The sequence below is a fragment of the Rhodococcus sp. NPDC076796 genome (genome assembly GCF_040702765.1).
Lineage (GTDB): Bacteria > Actinomycetota > Actinomycetes > Mycobacteriales > Mycobacteriaceae > Rhodococcoides.
The window spans coordinates 46,770-65,706 of record NZ_JBFBMS010000003.1 but is presented as its reverse complement, the minus strand read 5'-3'; the positions used below and the strand labels follow the sequence as shown (position 1 = coordinate 65,706).

The window sequence follows — 18,937 nt, the reverse complement described above, 5'->3', positions numbered from 1 at the left end:
TTCCCCGACCTAGCTCGCAGGTCCCAGCCGCAGATCGGTCAGCAGATCCGGGATCAGCCGTTCTTCCATGACTGCCCGGCCCGAATCGCGGAGGGCGGCAGCCAGTTCCGGGTCCCACGGACTGTCCGTCGGATGACCTTTCAGTGGTTCGGAGTTCCGCGCATCGAGCGCGTGCCGGTAGGAGTCGACGTCCATGCGCCACGGCGAGGCGTCGTATCGGGAGATGGCTCGGGTCACCATGTGCACTCCGGCCCAGTCGAAATCGGCACGCCAGCGGATGGTGGTGCCGGGCGCGCGTGAGCCCAGCAGCCGGTGGACAGCGGCGGAGGGCTGACCGTCGGTGCAGATCAGGCTCGCGCAGCTCGAACCGAGGGTGCGGGCTGCAGCGGCGAGCACAGCCACGTTCTCGCAGACGAACACCGTGGACGAGCTGTTGGTGAGCGGGCCGCGCGAGAGCATGTCCACGGTGACGGGGAAGGGGATGCCCTCCTCTGCTGCATCGTTGAGCCAACGAGCCACCGTGTGGGTTTCGTCGACGCGGTAGCCGAGCACCAGCACCCGGCTGGACACTGCGTCGACCGACACGCCAGCGGTCTCCCACAACGCCCTGATTCCGACCGGATCGACGGGTCGAGGGACGTTCTCGCGCAACGACAATGCGTCGAGGACGAGTTTCGGGGCACCGCCGCCCGAGAGCGCCTTCGTATCACCGCAGGCCAGTTCCGCGAGTTCGGTCAGCGACATCCCGTCCACCGGAAGCAGCGCCAGGACCTGTGTCGCCACCGCGAGCGCGTCGACGGCGACGCGGCCCCCGAGAGTGCCGTCCTGATTGAGCAGCGACGCGATCCAGTGCTCGATCCACTCGCGATCGGTACCGCCGCCGAGAACCTCCCTGGCCCGATCGAGTGCATCCGCGCGGACCTGAGCCTTGTCGGCTGCGATCTTCTTCTTGTCCTGCAACGGGGCCTGCTGTGTGAGGGTGTCGATCAGTCCGAGGCCACCGTTGAGCGAATGGCTCAGCCACGCGTCGAACCGCTCGAGGTCGAGCCTGGTGCTGCGCGCCCGAGAATGCAGACTGGAGTTGGACCGAGAGATCGCGCTGCACAGACGCCACAGCTCCGGGGCGTCGCTCAGGTCGACGGTGATGTTGCCGCCGACACGAAGCCAGTTGGACTCCAACTTCTTTCGTGCCGCATCGAGCAGTGCAGCCAATTCGACGCTGCCTCGCCATTCGCTGTTACCGGTCAAACTCCAGCCCACCTTCGGTTCGGGTCGGCACACGGCGCGTCAGCGGTGACCCGAGTGCGGCAGCGAGGTCGGTACCGTCGTGCTCGGCGAACAGTTCGCCGTTCTCCCACACCAGAAGAGCTGCGCTGACGGTGTTCTCGGCTGTCGAATGCGCCAGGTCGTAGTGCGCGCAGCCGGGAACGTCCCCGTAGGTGATCCACAGGTCGTATCCGGTCATGAACAGATCGAGATCGAATTGCACACTCAGACCGAGCAATTCGCTGCGGCCGTTGTCGTCGACACCGGCGAATGCCTCGTCCAGCGCGAGCAGTCGAGGCGAATGTGGATCGGCGGACGAAAGCATCACGTGTGCCGCGGCGAACAGTGGCAGGTGCAGCGACACCGATTGCTCACCGCCCGAGAGCGCACTGTGGCGTGCGACGGTGAGACGATCCTCGTTGCCGTCGCCGCTGATGAGCGTGAAGGCGAACACGCGCCAGCGGCGATAGTCCAGTGTCGTGGACAGGATCTCGGGGTAGGACCGTTCCGGATGGGCCGCACGCGCGATTCTGATCTCCGACGCGAAGTGGGCTCGCATCGCGGCAAGATCGTCCTGGTTCAACGCCGAGGCGTCGCGGTCGAGCAGTTTGGACACCGCCCGGGCCCCGTCGTCGAGGTTGTCCGCGAGCACCCAGTGCACACCGATCGTGTTGCCCGAGGACATGCGGCGCTGCTTCATCTCGGCGGACATCTGCGCGATCAGCTCACGTGCGTCGACGGTGCGCTCGTGAATCTGCTGCGCCAGGCCGGTCAGCAGTGCATCTTCGAGAATTCGGCGCTCCTGCTCGGTCAGTAGCAACTCCTGATCGGCCCTCGCGGCACCGATTCGGTCGGCGAAGTCTCCGACCGACGAGTAGCCCTGCTCGTCCTGGACGCGGACCACGGTCAAACCGTCCGGCGCATCCCACTGCAGGCGGTAGTCCTGACCCGATGCGGCTAGCTGCGAGTCGAATTCCTGCAGCGCACTCGTCAGCGCCGTCCGGGTCGACTTTCGGCTCGAGTCACTGACTTTCACCGTCGCCGTCGCCGCGTCGAGTGCCGAATGCAGCGCGCGCACCACCGGCGGAAGTACCGGGACCTCGTCGTCGGGACCATTGGCCTGCTGGACGCGATACAGAATCTGCTCCACGCTCAGCCACGCGGAGTCGCTTGCCGGCCAGGTATAGGCCTCGTGGACGCCGAGGATGCCGAGTAGGTCCTTGCGAGCGTAGGGCGCGAGACGCACGGCGTCGCCCAGGGTTTCGGTGACGGCACCGCGCAGGCTTTCCAGCGCTGTGTTGCAGGCCCCCTCGGCCTTGCCGATCGCTTCGCCTGCCTCCTTGTCCGCTTTGCGCGCTGCCCGCTGCTCGGCGCGGCACTTCTCGATGCGTTCGCGCGCGTTCTCGAGATCGGTGTCGATCTGTTCGGCTGTGGCACCGAGCTTTTCGCTCAGGAGCTCGAGGCGTTGCACCTGCTGCCTGTAGTTCTCGTCGGCTATGGCGGCTTCCTCGGCGAGCTCCTCGGCCAGGCCACTTGCTTCTTCGAGTCGGTTGGTTGCTTCGCGGGCGCGTTCTGCCTCGCGTGTGTGATCGCCGCGCTTGCGGATCACCACCGAGCCCTGGTGCTCGAAATGCCGAATCGCCGCGGCGAGGGCATCGATGTCTCGACCGATGTGTGGGGTGCGATGAGCCACGGCGGCGGTGCGCAGCTGTTTCTCTTTCGCGGACAGGTCTGCAATCGCCTGGTCGAATTCACGGTCGGCCGCTGCGGACCCCTCCTTCGAGGTGCGCAGCGCCCCGGCGGCGGCGGTGACCGCGCGTTGCGCTTTCACGATGGCCGAGACTCGGGGGAGTTGCTTGGCGGCCGCGGCCAGTGCCTGGACCAACTCGCGGGCAGAGCGCTCGTCGGCCGTCGCGGCCGCCAGTGCGGCGGTTGCGGTTTCGATCGCGGCACCGAGTTCGGCGATCCGTTGCTCTCGTCGCCGCGCACGGGCCGTCGCGCCGATGTACTCGGCATCGGTCTTGGTGTGGCGGCCCTGCTGCACCCCCTGCCAGTACCGACCGTCGACGCCTACCGAGACGGCACCGCCCGAGACTGCTCCTTGATCCTGTTGCAGTGCAACCGAGTTCAGCACGTCGAGGATGCGCGATTCGGATACGGCGGTACCGGGCTCGGGTTGGAGGACGGACGCCAAGGTGGTCCCGGTCGGCCTCGAGGCCTCCGGTAGCGGTGACAGATACTGCTCCGAACTCGAGTCGACGGGGAAGTCCGCGACCGGGTGAATCCAGCCGTCGAGCAGGTTTGCCGCCTGCAGTGCGGATTCGATCCCCGCCGCGTCGGCAGGGGAGACCGAGTCGGCAAACCGAACCAGCTGCCACAGAGGCGCACCCGAGAGTTCGACGCGAGAGTCGGTTCGTGCCGCGAACGGCGGCGGCGCGTCATCGTGTTCGGCGCGCACCAGGGACAGCTCGTCACGCAGCGCGTTCAGCTCGGCCGTGCGGGTCGATACGTCGACGCGTGCCTGGGCCTGGCGGCCACGAAGCCCGTCGACCGCGTCTGCGGTCCGGTCGGCCAGCACCGATTCCAGGCTCGGAGCGTCGTCGTCGCCGATGCTCGCCAACGCCGCGTCGAGGGCCTCGAACGCTGCGGAAGTGATGCCCGCAGAGGAGTAGAGCGCCGAATTGGCAGACCACCAGGCCCGCAGTCCCGAGGCGAACTGCGCCTTCTCCAGGTCCACGGTCGCCTCGGCCTCGGTGACCGCAGCCGACGCTGCCTCGAGCATCTCGCGAGCCTTCGATGCGGCCTTCTCCGCACGAGCGCGTTCCGTCGACGCCTTCTCGACGGTTCCCAGCGCCTCGCGAACCGCCCGCACGTCGCCGTCGCGCTCCTCGGCATGGCCACGCAGAGCGGTGCTGATCTGATCGCTGCGGGCTGTTCCGGGCAGTGGCGTCCAGACGATGCCCGCGTCCTCGGCCGCAGTCTGCAGTTCCTCCTCGGCGCGGGTCACCCCGGCAACGGAGTCCCGGAGTGCGGAGTCGGCGCGAGCCGCCTCGGTGGTGCGCTGTTCCAGTTCGGCCTGCGCCTTGCGTGCGCGGTCGGCCTGCTGGGCGGTCGAGATCTCCAGCTTCGCAGCGGACTCGGCCAGATCGTCCAGTTGCTGCTTGCCCTCGTATGCGCTCGAGCGCTGCAGGGTCTCGCGGTCTGCCACGGCCTGATCCAGGTCGCGTTCGGCCTCGTCGAATCGAGTTTCCGCAGCCGCTCGTTCCAGCAGCCGCCGGTCCTTCAGGGCGGCAGCGGCAAAGTGCGCCGTGGTCGCGTGAGTCACCGCCTCCAGTCGGCGCGAGACCTGCTCGACATCCGAACGGGTCTGCACCCGAAGGTATTTGGAGTACACCGAGACGAAGTTCTTGGCGGCGTGATCGGCCTGCGCCAGTCCTTCGAGTGCCCGGCCTACTTCTTCCATGTCGCTGAAGGAGCGCGCTGCCTCGAGTACCAGCTGCTCGTCCAACGGACGCAGACCGTCGGTCAACGCCTGCGAGAGCCCCTTGGGGTCGAGGTTCTTGGCCAATTGCGGGCGACGAAGCGTCAGAATGAGATTGATCAGCTGGTCGTAGCGCTGCGCGCCCAGCCCGAACATGCGGGCATCGATCGCGGCGCGATAGTCCACCGGGCGATCGGTCAACGCGTCGGTACCCAGCTGCTCACCGAGCTGCTTCTTCGTCAACGGCCGGTCGTCGGAACCCAACAACGAGAAGTCCACGCCCACTCGGCCGTCGGCCACGAAGTACCAGCGGGTCACCTTGTCGTTGTGGCGGCTCGCACGCATTCCGATTCCGACCGTCACCGATTCGGGGTCCTCGCGTGAACCGCGGCCGAACTCCATCCACACGTACGAATGCGCGCTTTCCTGCCCTCGGTAGAGCAGGTTGGATTTCATCGTCCGCTCTTCTCCGGCAAAGGGATTGAGTCGGCGGGGTTCGATGCGGCCGTCCAGGACGAAGGGAAACAGCACTTCCAGTGCCTTGGTCTTGCCGGATCCGTTGGGACCACGCAGTACCAGGCGACCGTCGGCGAAGGAGAACTCCTGATCGCGGTAGTCCCACAGGTTGACGATCCCTGCTCGCGTCGGCCGAAAGCGTGTCGAGTGTGCGGTCATCTACTCAAGCCTCTACTTCGGACGATTCGTAACTGGCGGGCTGTGCGGTGCTGGGGGCTTGTTCGGTGCTGGGGGCTTGTTCGGTGCCGAACAGTGAGTCCTGCGGGGTCCGATCACGCACGCTGACCATCACGTCGCGGTAGCGTGCGATCACTGGCAGCACCAGTACACCGCCGGACACGCTGTGTATCAGTCGAAGTCGGTGCAACAGCGCGATCGCCCGCACTCGCAGTCCGTCCCGATCGGTCTGCCACTGAGCTGCGAAGGTGCGGCCGAAGCGTTCGACGAGCTCGTCGACGACCGTTGTCAGCCAACTGTCCTCGATCAACGGATACAGCTTGTTCTCATCCGCATCGCCGAATGCCGTTGCATCGGAACCGAACCCGAATTCGGCGAGATCGCCGAAGATCCCGCCGTCGGGAATGGCGCTGTCCAACTGCTCTACCAGGGCGTCACCGTCGGGAAGGGGGTAGGTCGCCAGCGCGGGTGCATCCGGATCGATCACCCGGTCCGAGATTTCGCCCGCAATCAGCAATGCGACCTGGGCGATGGTTCCGGTGCTGGGGAATCGGTAGTCCGAGAGCCGACCCGAGGTGTCGATGAGGGCGACTCCCTCGGCGCGACGCTCGGCAACGAGGCCGGTGAGCAACTCGACGTCGGCAACGGTGCGCGACGCAGCCAGCGCGGTGCGGCCGTCCGGGTCGAGATCGTCGAGGTAGACGACCGGTTGCTCGACCAACGCTCGGCGTACCGCACGCAGCGTTTCCTTCGGGTCGGCCTCACGCCCGGAGTCGGTGTGGGTCCCGAGCTCGGAGTCCTCGGGATCGATCGGGGCGTCCGAGCCGGCCAGCAGACCGCGAATCGATCGCAGGTGCTGTACGGCGCGGGGCGGCCGGAACATGGCGACGACGACGGGACGGTCGATGTCGTAGAGCGCCTCGCCCGCGGATGGGTTGTTCGCCCAGCCGGTCGCATCGCCGTCGGCCAACGCGATGGCGCCGCGGGTCGCGAGCCAGCCGATCGCGTCGACGAACGCGTCTCGGTCGCTTGCTCGGTCGGTCGTCAGCTCGACGCCGTCGACCTGACTCGCCTCGGCCGCAACGTGATCGGCGAGTTCGGACAGAGTGATCTGGTTGCCCGCCCGGCCGAGTGCCGCGAGCGCCAGCGCCAGGTACGCGTATCTGCGGCGGTCGAAGATTCGGTCGGTGGACGTTCGCGCGGGTTGGCTGTCGTCCAGTGCGTCGATCACCGGGAACAGTCGGGCGGTGGTCTCGGTGACCTCGAGGCGATACCCGAACAGTTCGAGCAGGTCCTCGCGCAACTCGGTCGCCCATCTACGAAGCAGTGGCAGCGCGATCCGATCGGGGTACGTGGTGGTCACCAGATGATTCGACAGCGCGACCCGGGCGGCCCGCTGGTAGGAATCCAGTGCGAGGGTGGAGATCTCGCGGGCTCTCATCGGCGTGCTACCTCGCTGACCTCGAGCGCGAGGCGGTCCAGATGCAATCGGCCTCTGCTGGTCCGCACGATCGTCGAACGGTCGCTGTCGCTCAGTGTCAGGCGCACGCCGCTGTCGGATCCCGACGAGTCGGAGGTGCGCCCGCTCACGCGCACTCGCGCGGTCAACGCAGCATTCAACAAGCTCAACAGCACCTCGGTTTCCTGCTCGTCGAGAATGCGGTCGTGGATTCCGGCCGAGGCGAGCGATTGCGCTGCGGCGCTGCGTGATCGCTGCGATTCGAGTTGCTGCTCCCTCAGCCGTCGAATGCCACCGTCGTTGCGCTGCACCCGTCCCGGAACACCGGGGGTGGGGGTGCGTCCGGTCTCGGCCAGGGTTCGCGAGATCTCGACCGGCGGCGCCTCCCACCACGATCGGGACGTGGAGATGATGTCGGCGTCGGGATGCACCATCGACAGATGCCGTGGTCTGCCGAGGCCGAACACGGCATGGAACAGGGCGTGCGCGCTGTCTTCGGTGGGTGCGGCAGCGAACCAACCGGCCAGGTGGCGCAATTGACTCTCGCGGCTCACTCCGCCCTTGCGGGTTTCGGTGACGCGGCGCAGCAGCGACAGCACGGCGGCGATCGCGCTCATCGTGCCCTCACGGAGTCGCTCGGACTCGCTGAGTTCGGACTCGGCCGAGACGAACCAGTGCGAGAGGCCGGCCCATCGATCGGTCCAGTCGGCTCGGCGTTCGTCCACGGTGAGGAAGACTCGTTCGTCGCTGATCGCGGCTCGCTCGACGAGTTCCGCGATCCCGGTGCTCTCGACGAGTGCTATCGCCTCGGCGAGCTTCGGTGCGTAGCGAGTCAGATCGGAGCTGAATTCACGCATGTGTGTCAGCAGGGCGTCCTTGTGGACCAGAAACGACTCCGGCGTGATCTCGGTGGTGCGCACGAGGTCACCGAGCACCAGGTAGAAGTGGGCGGCGCGGGTCGCCATTTCCGACAGCGTCGAATCTAGTCGGCTGAGCTTGCGGTAGATGCGATCGCCGTCTGACTGACGGTTCGCCTCGGCCAGCTCGTGCATATCCGCCAACAGCTCGGGGAGCACCAGCCTCGACAGCGCGGCGTCGTCCAGGCGGGCCCCGAGGACGTCCTCGACCGCGCGGTAGGCCTTGTAGCCGGCTTGGCCGAACTGGTAGACGAAGTGACGGTTGCGGTACTCGGCGAGGGTTGCGGCGCGGGTGCCGTCGTAGCTGCGTTCGAGCAGGCCCCAGGCGTGGAGCTGATCGAGCAGAGGTGCGATGTCGAGGGTGGTCAGGGCGTCGTGCCGACCTGGGCTGCGTGCGATGAGGTCGGCTACGTCTCCGGAGTGCAGCAGAACGACGTAGTTGGCTCGTGCGGTGTCGAATGCCCGGAGAACGGCCAGGTATTCGGATCGCTTCTCGGCGACGGCGAACGAGAAGAGACCGAGACGATCTTCCTCCACGAACGCGTTCACGACTCCCTGCCGCGCGTCCTCGCCTGATTCGCTCACTGGAACAGGGTAGGGGGTAGGTGCCTCAGTCGTTCAACCGTGCTCGTACTGTCTCGTCGTTCAGGGAAGCCCGAGGGCGACCGCAAGCGCCTTGTTCAGTTCGAGCACAGTGGCAGGGGAGAGCACACCGGCAGGCCTGCTCGCGGCGATCTCGTCGTCGAAAAGCTGGACGAGGTCATCGGCGAGAATCGATCCGACGAGTGGGTCCGAACTCCCGAGATTGACGGCTGTCGGGATGCCATGTTTCGGCGTTGTGGTCACCCGCGCCGCAAGTACAGTGTTCAGGTTGCGGTTGCGGACGTTGTTGGAGACCACGACCCACGGCATTTCACCGTGCCCCAGGTCGCACCAGTAGATTTGCCCGCGAACTGCGGCCGTCATTCGCCGTAGGCCCGGTCGACCTGCTCGACGTAGCGGTTTCGCCGCGCGCGTTGCTCGTCGAGCCCGTCGGCCTGATCTTTGGCGAGCTCTGCGTAGCCCGCCTCGAGCGCCTTCTCTCGAAGTGACTCCGCACCGGCGCGTAGCAATGCACGGACGATTCCAGACTCGGAATTGTCGCGGACCGCAATGTGATTCTGTTTCGCCCACGCACGGAGGATGACGGACTCGGCGCGATTCGGGTCGGAGAACACGGCCACCTCGGCTTGGTCATCGCTGTCGAGCGTCACAGGCAAACGTTTCACATCCATGTTTCACATTGTGACTCACTTGGTGAATATCGGCAATCGACACAGCTGAGCCACCGCGAAGGTGTCAGATCTCCACGGTCACTTTTCCGTCCACCACGGCGGCGGGGTAGGTGCGCACCGAGTCGATGCCGCTGGGGCAGGTGCCGTCGTCGAGCGAGAACGTGTACTGATGCAGCGGGCAGACGACGATGGATCCGTCGATCTGACCGTCTGCCAGGGGCCCGCCCTTGTGCGGGCACACGGCGTCCATCGCCCGCACCGAGCCGTCGCTGAGCAGAAACACCGCAACCTGCTTGCCGTCCACCACGTAGGCCCGTCCCTCGCCGGGTGTCAGATCCTCCACGGCCCCGACCGGCACGCTCATCGGACCGGCACCTGAGGGAGCGGAAGCAGGGGCAAGGACGGGGTGAACTGGGCGGGTGACTTCGGTGCCGCGCGGTCCTGCCAGGGGTCGATGTATCCGTCCACCGATGCCTGCATTCGCTCGTCGAGTCCGGCGACGATGGCGTCACGATCGTCGATCAGTACGCTCTGCAGTTCTTCCAGGCCGACACGCGGAACCCATGCGTACGTTCGCTCGAGCCACTGAGCGTTCTCGCGGTAGTGCTGAATGAACCTGCCTGCCACGGTCAGAACCTCCTCGGCCCCCGTCACGGTGGCCAGTAGATCGCCCTTGCGGATGTGTGCGCCTGCCGCCCCGCCGACGTAGATCTCCCATTTGCCTTCGCCCACCGAGACGACGCCGAAGTCCTTGCACAGTGCCTCGGAGCAGTTGCGCGGGCAGCCCGCGACCGCGAGCTTCAACTTCGCCGGAGTCTCCAGGCCCTGGAACCGCTCTTCGAGGGCGATGCCCAGAGCCGTCGAGTCACCGAGGCCGAAGCGACAGAAGTCGCTGCCGACGCAGGTCTTCACCGTGCGCATGCTCTTGCCGTAGGCGAAGCCCGACGGCATGTCCAGATCACCCCACACCTTCGGCAGGTCTTCCTTCTTGATGCCCAGAAGGTCGATACGTTGTCCGCCGGTGACCTTGACCAGGGGTACGTGGTACTTGTCTGCGACGTCGGCGATCTTGCGCAACTGATCCGGGGTGGTGACGCCACCCTTCATCTGCGGCACAACCGAGAACGTGCCGTCTCGCTGGATGTTGGCGTGGACCCGGTCGTTGATGAACAGCGCGCCGCGCTCGTCCACCCAGTCCGGGCCCCACACCGTCCGCAGCAACGATGCCAACGGCATCTTGGCGGCGGCATCCTCCGCTCCGCCGGTCGCCAGCGCCGCGAACACCGCAGACACCGCCCGCAGATCCTGCGCTCGAATGGCGTCGATCAGTTCCGGCTTGGTCATGGGGATGCAGGGGACATACCAGTCGGCCGTGGGATCGGCCTCGACGGCTCCACCTGCTGCGCACGCGATGATGTCCTTGACCAGGCCCTTGCACGATCCGCACCCTTTGCCCGCCCGAGTCTTCGCGGTCACGTCGCTCAGGTTCTTGGCACCCGCGTGCACGCAGGCCACGATGGCACCTTTGGTGACGCCGTTGCAGTTGCACACCTGGACGTCGTCGGCCAGCTCGGCGGCTCCTGTTGCCGCAGAGGGAGTTCCCATGTCGAAGAGCATGCTGATGCGCTCCTCGGGCAACGGCACTTTCTCGTCGAATGCCTGAGTCAGGAAGTTGGCCTTGGAGATGTCGCCCAGCAGGGTGGCACCGACGAGTTTGTTATTGCGCACGATCACCGACTTGTACGTGCCACTACGCGGCTCGTAGAACTGGACGAACTCGTCGTCGTCGCGTTCGGGCGCGGTGATCCCCATCGAGGCGACGTCCACACCGGCGACCTTGAGCTTGGTGGTCAGCCGCGAACCGTGGTACGCCGCAGTGGGATCGGCTCCGGTGAGCACGTCGGCCAGCACGACGGCCTGCTCCCATAGCGGCGCGACCAGGCCGTAGACCTCGCCGCGATGCTGGCAGCATTCACCGACGGCATAGATGGAACCCTCGTCCTCGCAACGCAATTGGTCGTCGACGACGATTCCGCGTTCGATCACCAGCCCGCCCGCGCGAGCGAAATCGACACTGGGACGAATGCCCGCGGTGACCACGACCATGTCCGCGTCGAGCGAGGTGCCGTCGTTGAACCCAACGCCGGTGACGACGCCGTCCTCGGAGCGCACCACCGAGGTGGTCCGCTTGGAGGTGTGTACGCCGACGCCGAGTGACTCGATCTTGTTGCGCAGCACGCGTCCGCCGCGCTCGTCGAGCTGCTGATTCATCAGGTGGCCGGGGGAGTGCACCACGTTCACTTCCAGGCCCTGCGTGCGCAAGCCGTACGCGGCTTCGAGGCCGAGGAGTCCGCCACCGATGACGACCGCCGAGACGTCGTCACGCGACTGCGCCATCTGCAGCATCCCATTGGTGTCGGCGATGGTGCGGAAGCCGAACACGCCGCGCGCCAGCCTGCCGTCGGACTCGCGCAGACCGTCCATGTTGGGGAAGAACGTGTTGCTGCCGGTGGCGATGATCAGCACGTCGTAGTCGACGGACCGACCGCTTTCGCAGACGACGGTCTTGGAGAACCGGTCGAGCGAGACCGCGCGGTCCCCGGCGTGCAGTGTGACGCCGTTCTCGCTGTACCAGCTCATGGGATTGAGGATCAGATCCTCGTCGTCGACGGTGGCCTCGCCCGACAACACGTGCGAGAGCATGATTCGGTTGTAGTTGCCGTACGGCTCGTCGCCGATCATGGTGATCTCGAACAGCGAACTGCCGTCGCGTTTGATGATCTCCTCGACGGCCCTGGCACCGGCCATTCCGTTACCGACCACAAGCAGTCGCTGCTTGGCCGCGGTCATCAGATCAGCACCAGACCGAAATCGACGACGACCTCTCCGCTGGTTCCGGCAGGGGCGGCAATCACCAGTTCGAGCACCGTGTCCGGATCCACGTCCTCGACCACCCGCAGCGGAATGTTCACTCCACTCTTGGCACCCATCGGGAACATGCGCATCGGGCTGCCGTCGCGCAGCAATGTCACGACCACCAGCTCGTCGCTCGAGTTTCCGCCGCGAAAGTACAGCGGCTGAGCAGTCGCACCCTCGGGTACAACGAAGCTCAGGCTGGGATCGATCAACTCGGGCTTGTCCAGACCGTGCCCGGTGAAGGAGAAAATGCCTTGCAGGAATCGCGGTGTGCTGGCCATACACACGAGGTTGCGGGGTCGGGGTGACGTCACCGCTGCGGTGACGTTACGTCGGGATCAGAAAGACCTCACCGGCTCCCGCTTCCTTGTGTGCGGTCGGTCAGAGCCCGAAGTTGCCCGGACCACGTCGCCGCAGGTACTTCTCGAACTCGGCCGCGATGGCGTCACCGTCGATCTTGGCGATCGCATCGGACATGTCCACCTCGGCGTCGCCGCGCTCCTCGAGGCTGCGGACGTATTCGCTGATCTCCTCGTCTTCCTTCGTCATCTCGGTCACCGCCTCTTCCCATTCCTCGGCCTGGGTGGGCAGTTCGCCGAGCGGTACCTCGATGTCGAGCACGTCCTCGACCCGCTGCAGCAGCGCCACGGTGGCCTTGGGGTTGGGCGGCTGAGAGACGTAGTGGGGAACAGCGGCCCAGAAGGAGACCGCGGGCACCCCGGCCTTGACGCACTCGTCCTGCAGTACACCGGTGATTCCGGTCGGTCCCTCGTACCGGGTCTGTTCGAGGTTGAACTGTTCGGCCGACTCGGTGCTGTAGGCCGTGCCGGTCACCGGAACGGGCCTGGTGTGCGGGGTGTCGGCCAGCAGCGCTCCCAGGATCACCACGGTCTCGACGCCGAGCTGTTCGACGAATTCGAGGAGGTCGTCGCAGAAACTGCGCCAGCGCATGTTCGGCTCGATGCCGCGCAGCAACACCACATCGCGTGAGCTGCCGGGAGGCGAACACACCGACAGCCGCGTCGACGGCCACTCGATCTCGCGGGTGACACCGTCCACCTGGCGCACCGTAGGGCGGTTGACCTGGTAGTCGTAGTAGTCCTCGGAATCCAATTCGGCCAGCGGGCTGGCGTCCCAGATCAGCTCCAGATGTTCTATCGCGCCGCTGGCCGCATCGCCTGCGTCGTTCCAGCCCTCGAAGGCAGCCACCAGGATCGGGGAGCGCAGCTCGGGAATGTCATCGTCGAGATCATCGAGATCGTCGAGGTCTGTGGCGTTGGCCACAGCGTCGTGGACTGCCTCGATCAATGCAGCATCGAGAGGCACATCCGATCCGGAACCTGAAATGTCCTTATTTTCGGTACCGTCGTCGATCGGGGACTGGCCATCGAGGTTTCGGGGACTCACCACGACAGCCTACGACCCGACGTAACTTCGGTGCCCACTACTCTGTAGTGATGCCCGCTGAACACAAGCCCAGTCTGCTCGATGCGATTTCACGTCGCGTTGTCATCGGCGACGGCGCGATGGGCACGATGCTCCAGGACGCCGAGCTGACTCTCGACGACTTTCTCGGTCTCGAAGGATGCAACGAAATCCTCAACGACACCCGGCCGGATGTCCTGCGGGAGATCCACCGCGAGTACTTCGCGGCCGGTGCGGACGCCGTCGAGACCAACACCTTCGGTTGCAATCTGCCCAACCTCGCCGATTACGACATCGAGGACCGCATCCGTGAACTTGCGGAGAAGGGCACCCGGCTCGCGCGCGAGACCGCCGACGAGATGGGCCCCGGCCGCGATGGAATGGGCCGCTACGTGCTGGGCTCGATGGGCCCGGGCACCAAGCTCCCCACTCTCGGACACGCCCCGTTCGCCCGGCTGCGCGACGCATACACCGAAGCCGCCCTCGGCATGATCGACGGCGGTGCCGACGCCATCCTGGTCGAGACCTGCCAGGATCTGCTGCAGGTCAAGGCCGCGATCATCGGCAGTCAGCATGCGATGGACAAGCTCGGTGTGCGCATCCCGATCATCACCCACGTCACGGTCGAGACGACGGGCGCGATGCTCGTCGGTAGCGAGATCGGTGCCGCACTGACCGCACTCGAACCCCTCGGCATCGACATGATCGGGCTCAACTGTGCGACCGGCCCGGCCGAGATGAGCGAGCACCTGCGCCATCTGTCCAAGCATTCACGCCTTCCCGTGTCGGTCATGCCCAACGCCGGCCTGCCGACCCTGGGCGCGAAAGGTGCCGAGTACCCACTGACTGCCCCCGAACTGGCCGAGGCTCTGAGCGGTTTCGTCAACGAGTACGGGCTGGCTCTGGTCGGCGGTTGCTGCGGTACCACGCCCGAGCACATCCGCCAGGTTGCCGACATGGTCCACGGGGCAACGAAACTCGAACGTCGGCCGGCTCCCGAGCCGGGCGTCTCCTCGCTCTACACCGCCGTTCCGTTCGAGCAGGATGCCAGCATCCTGATGATCGGTGAGCGCACCAACTCCAACGGATCCAAGGCATTTCGCGACGCGATGCTCGCCGAGGACTACGAGAAGTGCCTCGACATCGCCAAGGATCAGACGCGCGACGGTGCGCACATGCTCGATCTCAACGTCGACTACGTCGGCCGCGACGGTGCCGCAGACATGGCGGCACTGGCCAGCCGCCTGGCGACCGCGTCGACCCTGCCGATCATGCTCGACTCCACCGAACCCGCCGTTCTCGAAGCAGGGTTGGAACACCTCGGTGGCCGTAGCGCGGTCAACTCGGTCAACTACGAGGACGGCGACGGGCCCGACTCGCGGTTCCAGAAGATCATGCGTCTGGTCAAGGAGCACGGCGCCGCTGTCGTTGCTCTGACCATCGACGAAGAGGGACAGGCACGTACGGCCGAGTGGAAGGTGCGTGTCGCAGACCGGTTGATCACCGACATCACCGAGAACTGGGGCCTGCGCCACGAGGACATCATCGTCGACACCCTCACCTTCCCGATCTCGACCGGCCAGGAAGAGGTGCGACGCGACGGCATCGAGACCATCGAGGCGATCCGGCAGCTCAAGGAGAAGTACCCGAAGGTGCACACCACCCTCGGGCTGTCGAACATCTCGTTCGGCCTCAATCCCGCTGCACGCCAGGTACTGAACTCGGTGTTCCTGCACGAGTGCACGCAGGCCGGTCTCGACACCGCCATCGTGCACGCGTCGAAGATCCTGCCGATGAACAAGATTCCCGACGAGCAGCGCGAGACTGCCCTCGACCTGGTGTACGACCGCCGCAGCGAGGGCTACGACCCGCTGCAGAAGCTCATGCAGCTCTTCGAGGGCGTCTCCGCGGCCTCCGCTCGCGAATCCCGCGCCGAAGAACTCGGCCGATTGCCGCTGTTCGAGCGACTCGAACGGCGCATCGTCGACGGTGAACGCAACGGCCTCGACGCCGATCTCGACACCGCGATGACCGAGAAGCCGCCGCTCGAGATCATCAACGAGACCTTGCTCTCGGGTATGAAGACCGTGGGCGAGCTGTTCGGCTCCGGCCAGATGCAGCTGCCGTTCGTGCTCGCCTCCGCCGAGGTGATGAAAGCTGCTGTGGCGTACCTCGAGCCGCACATGGAGGCGACCGACGACGACGGCAAGGGCCGCATCGTGCTCGGTACCGTCAAGGGCGATGTGCACGACATCGGCAAGAATCTCGTCGACATCATTCTGAGCAACAACGGCTACGAGGTGGTCAATCTCGGTATCAAGCAACCGATTTCGACCATTCTGGAAGCTGCGATCGACAAGCGCGCCGATGTGATCGGCATGTCCGGGCTGTTGGTGAAATCCACGGTGGTCATGAAGGACAACCTGATCGAACTCAACTCGCGTGGTGTCGCCGAGCAATTCCCGGTTCTGCTGGGCGGAGCGGCGCTGACGCGGTCGTATGTCGAGAACGATCTGCAGGACGTCTACGAGGGCGACGTGCACTATGCGCGTGACGCATTCGAGGGCCTTCGGTTGATGGACACCATCATGACCACCAAGCGTGGCGGTGGACCGGCTCCGGACAGCCCCGAGGCACTCGCCGCGAAGGCCAAGACGGCCGAACGCAAGGAACGCCACGAGCGCTCCAAGCGCATCGCCGAGAAGCGCAAGGCCGCCGAAGCGCCGGTGGTCGTGCCCGAGCGATCCGATGTCGCTGCCGACATCGACATCCCGGTGCCACCCTTCTGGGGCACGCGCATCGTCAAGGGCGTGTCACTGTCGGAGTACTCGGGGCTGCTCGACGAGCGGGCTCTGTTCCTGGGGCAGTGGGGTCTGCGTGGCGCCCGGAAGGGTGAAGGTGCCACGTACGAGGATCTGGTGGAATCGGAAGGCAAACCGCGCCTGCGGTATTGGTTGGATCGGTTGAGCACCGACGGCATCCTCGCGCACGCGGCGTTGGTGTACGGGTACTTCCCGGCGGTGTCCGAGGGCGACGACGTCGTGGTGCTCACCGAACCGGAACCCGATGCGCCCGAACGGTTCCGATTCACGTTCCCGCGGCAGCACCGTGATCGATTCCTCTGTGTTGCAGACTTCGTTCGATCGCGTTCGGCTGCACGGGAATCGGGCAAGGTCGATGTTCTGCCGATGAACCTGGTGACGATGGGCCAGCCCATTGCCGACTTCGCGAACGAACTGTTCGCCGCCGACTCGTACCGCGACTACCTCGAGGTTCACGGAATCGGCGTCCAGCTCACCGAAGCCTTGGCCGAGTACTGGCATCGCCGGGTGCGCGAGGAATTGAAGCTGTCCGACGGAAAGTCCGTTGCCTCGGAGGATCCCACCGAGGCCGAGGGCTTCTTCAAACTCGAATACCGCGGTGCGCGTTACTCGTTCGGATACGGAGCATGCCCCGATCTCGAGGACCGCATCAAGCTCGCCGCGCTCCTCGAGCCCGAGCGAATCGGCGTGAAGCTCTCCGAGGAACTGCAGCTACACCCCGAACAGTCGACCGATGCGTTCGTACTTCATCACCCGGAGGCCAAGTACTTCAATGTCTAGCACCCACCTGCACGGTGTCCTGTGGGACATGGACGGCACACTGCTCGACTCGGAGAAGATCTGGGACGTCGCCATCGGTGAGTACTCCCGCACGCTGGGAACGGAACTCAGTACCGAGGTGCGCGAGAGCACCCTCGGCAACTCCATGCGGGACGCACTGAGCAAGGTGCTGGCCAACGCCTCCGTCGCGGTCACCGACGAGCATCTGTCCGAGGGGCGCGAATGGCTGACGGCCCGCGTCGGAGACCTGTTCGCCGAGGGGATTCCGTGGCGGCCCGGTGCCAAGGACGCTCTTGCGCTCGTGCGCGAGATGGGCCTGTCCACCGGGCTGGTCACCAACACCGAGCGGGGTCTGGTCGAGCGGGCTCTGGACACCCTGGGGCGCGAGTACTTCGACATCACGGTCACCGGCGACGAGGTCGAGGCAGGCAAACCGCACCCGGCTCCGTACCTACGCGGTGCTGCGTTGCTCGGACTCGACACCGCGTCGTGCCTTGCGGTCGAGGATTCGCCCACCGGATCGCTCTCTGCCCACACGGCGGGCTGTCCGGTACTGGTCGTTCCCTCGGAGATCGCGGTGGCACAAGCTCCGGGCTACACCATCCGTGACGGTCTGCTCGGCCTGACTGCCGACGACGTCCGGCGGGCTTGGTCAGGCCGAACACCCTGATCTCGACCGTATTCGTGTACCCGAGCGACGACGTGAAAGAATAACCAGCCGTGAAGACTTTCGATTCGCTGTTCGCCGAGCTCACCGACCGCTCGAAGACCCGTCCCGAGGGTTCGGGCACCGTCGCAGCGTTGGACGCGGGAGTTCATTTCCAGGGCAAGAAGGTCCTCGAAGAAGCCGGTGAAGTGTGGATCGCTGCCGAGCACGAGAGCGACGAGGCGCTCGCCGAGGAGATCTCACAGCTCCTCTACTGGGTACAGGTGATGATGGTGGGCAGAGGTCTCGAACTCGAGGACGTCTACAAGCATCTGTGAGTTCGATCCGCATGCCGCTCACGAACTCGTCGAACAAGGAAGACTCCATGCTGCGCGTAGCCGTACCCAACAAGGGCGCTCTCTCCGAATCCGCCGCCGAAATTCTCAGTGAAGCCGGCTACCGACGCCGAAGCGATTCCAAGGACCTGACGGTTCTCGACCCGGCGAACGGCGTCGAGTTCTTCTTTCTGCGTCCCAAGGACATCGCGATCTACGTCGGATCCGGTCAATTGGATCTGGGCATCACCGGACGCGACCTGGCTCTCGATTCGGGTGCCGCGGTCGAGGAACGGCTGGCACTCGGATTCGGTCGATCGACCTTCCGCTACGCCGCACCCGCGGGCAAGCAGTGGGCACCCGAGGACCTGGGCGGACTGCGCATCGCCACGTCCTATCCCAACCTGGTGCGCAAGGATCTGGCCGCCAGAGGACTCGAGGCAACGGTCATTCGCCTCGACGGAGCAGTCGAGATCTCCATCCAACTCGGGGTCGCCGACGCGATCGCCGACGTCGTGGAGTCGGGACGCTCGCTGCGTCAGAACAACCTCGTGGCCTTCGGCGAATCCCTCTGCGATTCGGAGGGTGTGTTGATCGAACGAGCAGGCACACCGGGCACCGACTCCGCACGCAAGCAACTCATCGCCCGCGTGCAGGGCGTCGTCTTCGCACAGCAGTACCTGATGCTCGATTACGACTGCCCCAAGTCGATCCTCGACGAGGCCGTGAAGATCACCCCTGGAATCGAATCACCGACCCTCGCCCCGATGGTCGACGACAATTGGGTTGCCGTGCGCGCCATGGTTTCTCGCAAGGTGCACAACAACGTCATGGATCAGCTCGCCGAGTTGGGCGCCAAGGCGATCCTCGCCTCCGACATCAGGTCCTGCCGGGCGTTCTGAATCCGGTCCGGCCGTCTGGGG

At 65.5% G+C, this 18,937-nt stretch carries 14 protein-coding genes; 4 read left to right on the top strand and 10 right to left on the bottom strand.

Translation table 11 applies throughout. The annotated features are described in order from the left end of the window. Positions 1-9: 9 nt before the first annotated feature. From AB0366_RS10495 to AB0366_RS10450, 10 genes are all read right to left on the bottom strand, one after another. Positions 10-1,248 carry a DUF2399 domain-containing protein gene (locus AB0366_RS10495; RefSeq protein ID WP_366243914.1) on the bottom strand — a complete coding sequence of 413 codons (1,239 nt, stop codon included), beginning with the start codon at positions 1,246-1,248 and terminating at the stop codon, positions 10-12. Continuing rightward, on the bottom strand, positions 1,238-5,422 hold the full coding sequence (locus tag AB0366_RS10490) for a TIGR02680 family protein (RefSeq protein WP_366243912.1): 4,185 nt from the start codon (positions 5,420-5,422) through the stop codon (positions 1,238-1,240). Before AB0366_RS10490 ends, AB0366_RS10495 begins: the two co-directional genes overlap by 11 nt. 4 nt (positions 5,423-5,426) lie before the next feature. Beyond that, on the bottom strand, positions 5,427-6,881 hold the full coding sequence (locus AB0366_RS10485) for a TIGR02678 family protein (protein ID WP_366243911.1): 1,455 nt from the start codon (positions 6,879-6,881) through the stop codon (positions 5,427-5,429). Beyond that, positions 6,878-8,353 carry a TIGR02677 family protein gene (locus AB0366_RS10480; RefSeq protein WP_366244393.1) on the bottom strand — a complete coding sequence of 492 codons (1,476 nt, stop codon included), beginning with the start codon at positions 8,351-8,353 and terminating at the stop codon, positions 6,878-6,880. The genes AB0366_RS10485 and AB0366_RS10480 overlap by 4 nt, the downstream gene beginning before the upstream one ends. A gap of 108 nt (positions 8,354-8,461) precedes the next feature. Continuing rightward, positions 8,462-8,782 (bottom strand): type II toxin-antitoxin system PemK/MazF family toxin, encoded by a 321-nt coding sequence (locus AB0366_RS10475; RefSeq protein WP_366243910.1) that lies wholly within the window; start codon positions 8,780-8,782, stop codon positions 8,462-8,464. Beyond that, positions 8,779-9,090 (bottom strand): hypothetical protein, encoded by a 312-nt coding sequence (locus tag AB0366_RS10470; protein ID WP_366243909.1) that lies wholly within the window; start codon positions 9,088-9,090, stop codon positions 8,779-8,781. Before AB0366_RS10470 ends, AB0366_RS10475 begins: the two co-directional genes overlap by 4 nt. A gap of 64 nt (positions 9,091-9,154) precedes the next feature. After that, a complete protein-coding gene (locus AB0366_RS10465; RefSeq protein WP_366243908.1) occupies positions 9,155-9,454 on the bottom strand; it encodes a Rieske 2Fe-2S domain-containing protein in 300 nt (99 codons plus the stop codon). Next, complete coding sequence (gene nirB, locus AB0366_RS10460; protein ID WP_366243907.1) at positions 9,451-11,940, bottom strand: nitrite reductase large subunit NirB; 2,490 nt, start codon at positions 11,938-11,940, stop codon at positions 9,451-9,453. Before nirB ends, AB0366_RS10465 begins: the two co-directional genes overlap by 4 nt. After that, a complete protein-coding gene (locus tag AB0366_RS10455) occupies positions 11,940-12,287 on the bottom strand; it encodes a molybdopterin oxidoreductase (RefSeq protein ID WP_121869878.1) in 348 nt (115 codons plus the stop codon). The genes nirB and AB0366_RS10455 overlap by 1 nt, the downstream gene beginning before the upstream one ends. Before the next feature lie 100 nt (positions 12,288-12,387). Next, the gene (locus AB0366_RS10450) at positions 12,388-13,290 is read right to left on the bottom strand and encodes a PAC2 family protein (RefSeq protein ID WP_094615316.1); all 903 of its coding nucleotides are present in this window, start codon (positions 13,288-13,290) and stop codon (positions 12,388-12,390) included. 173 nt (positions 13,291-13,463) lie between these two features. Between AB0366_RS10450 and metH the strand changes: the two genes are divergently transcribed. The 4 genes from metH to hisG are packed head-to-tail and all read left to right on the top strand — an operon-like array spanning position 13,464 to position 18,916. Then, a complete protein-coding gene (gene metH, locus AB0366_RS10445; RefSeq protein ID WP_366243906.1) occupies positions 13,464-17,033 on the top strand; it encodes a methionine synthase in 3,570 nt (1,189 codons plus the stop codon). Next, positions 17,026-17,703 (top strand): HAD family phosphatase, encoded by a 678-nt coding sequence (locus AB0366_RS10440; protein WP_121869876.1) that lies wholly within the window; start codon positions 17,026-17,028, stop codon positions 17,701-17,703. Before metH ends, AB0366_RS10440 begins: the two co-directional genes overlap by 8 nt. A gap of 50 nt (positions 17,704-17,753) precedes the next feature. Continuing rightward, complete coding sequence (locus tag AB0366_RS10435; RefSeq protein WP_032398466.1) at positions 17,754-18,017, top strand: phosphoribosyl-ATP diphosphatase; 264 nt, start codon at positions 17,754-17,756, stop codon at positions 18,015-18,017. Positions 18,018-18,064: 47 nt separating this feature from the next. Continuing rightward, entirely contained in the window at positions 18,065-18,916 is an 852-nt protein-coding gene (gene hisG / locus AB0366_RS10430) for an ATP phosphoribosyltransferase (protein ID WP_121872413.1), read from the top strand. Positions 18,917-18,937: the final 21 nt, after the last annotated feature.

What these genes read in the sequence shown, in the direction of transcription:
- AB0366_RS10490 (WP_366243912.1), bottom strand. Translation starts at nt 5,422, where the DNA reads ATGACCGCACACTCGACACGCTTTCGGCCGACGCGAGCAGGGATCGTC.
- AB0366_RS10455 (WP_121869878.1), bottom strand. Translation starts at nt 12,287, where the DNA reads ATGGCCAGCACACCGCGATTCCTGCAAGGCATTTTCTCCTTCACCGGG.
- AB0366_RS10470 (WP_366243909.1), bottom strand. Translation starts at nt 9,090, where the DNA reads ATGGATGTGAAACGTTTGCCTGTGACGCTCGACAGCGATGACCAAGCC.
- AB0366_RS10465 (WP_366243908.1), bottom strand. Translation starts at nt 9,454, where the DNA reads ATGAGCGTGCCGGTCGGGGCCGTGGAGGATCTGACACCCGGCGAGGGA.
- nirB (WP_366243907.1), bottom strand. Translation starts at nt 11,940, where the DNA reads ATGACCGCGGCCAAGCAGCGACTGCTTGTGGTCGGTAACGGAATGGCC.
- AB0366_RS10440 (WP_121869876.1), top strand. Translation starts at nt 17,026, where the DNA reads ATGTCTAGCACCCACCTGCACGGTGTCCTGTGGGACATGGACGGCACA.
- AB0366_RS10475 (WP_366243910.1), bottom strand. Translation starts at nt 8,782, where the DNA reads ATGACGGCCGCAGTTCGCGGGCAAATCTACTGGTGCGACCTGGGGCAC.
- hisG (WP_121872413.1), top strand. Translation starts at nt 18,065, where the DNA reads ATGCTGCGCGTAGCCGTACCCAACAAGGGCGCTCTCTCCGAATCCGCC.
- AB0366_RS10485 (WP_366243911.1), bottom strand. Translation starts at nt 6,881, where the DNA reads ATGAGAGCCCGCGAGATCTCCACCCTCGCACTGGATTCCTACCAGCGG.
- metH (WP_366243906.1), top strand. Translation starts at nt 13,464, where the DNA reads ATGCCCGCTGAACACAAGCCCAGTCTGCTCGATGCGATTTCACGTCGC.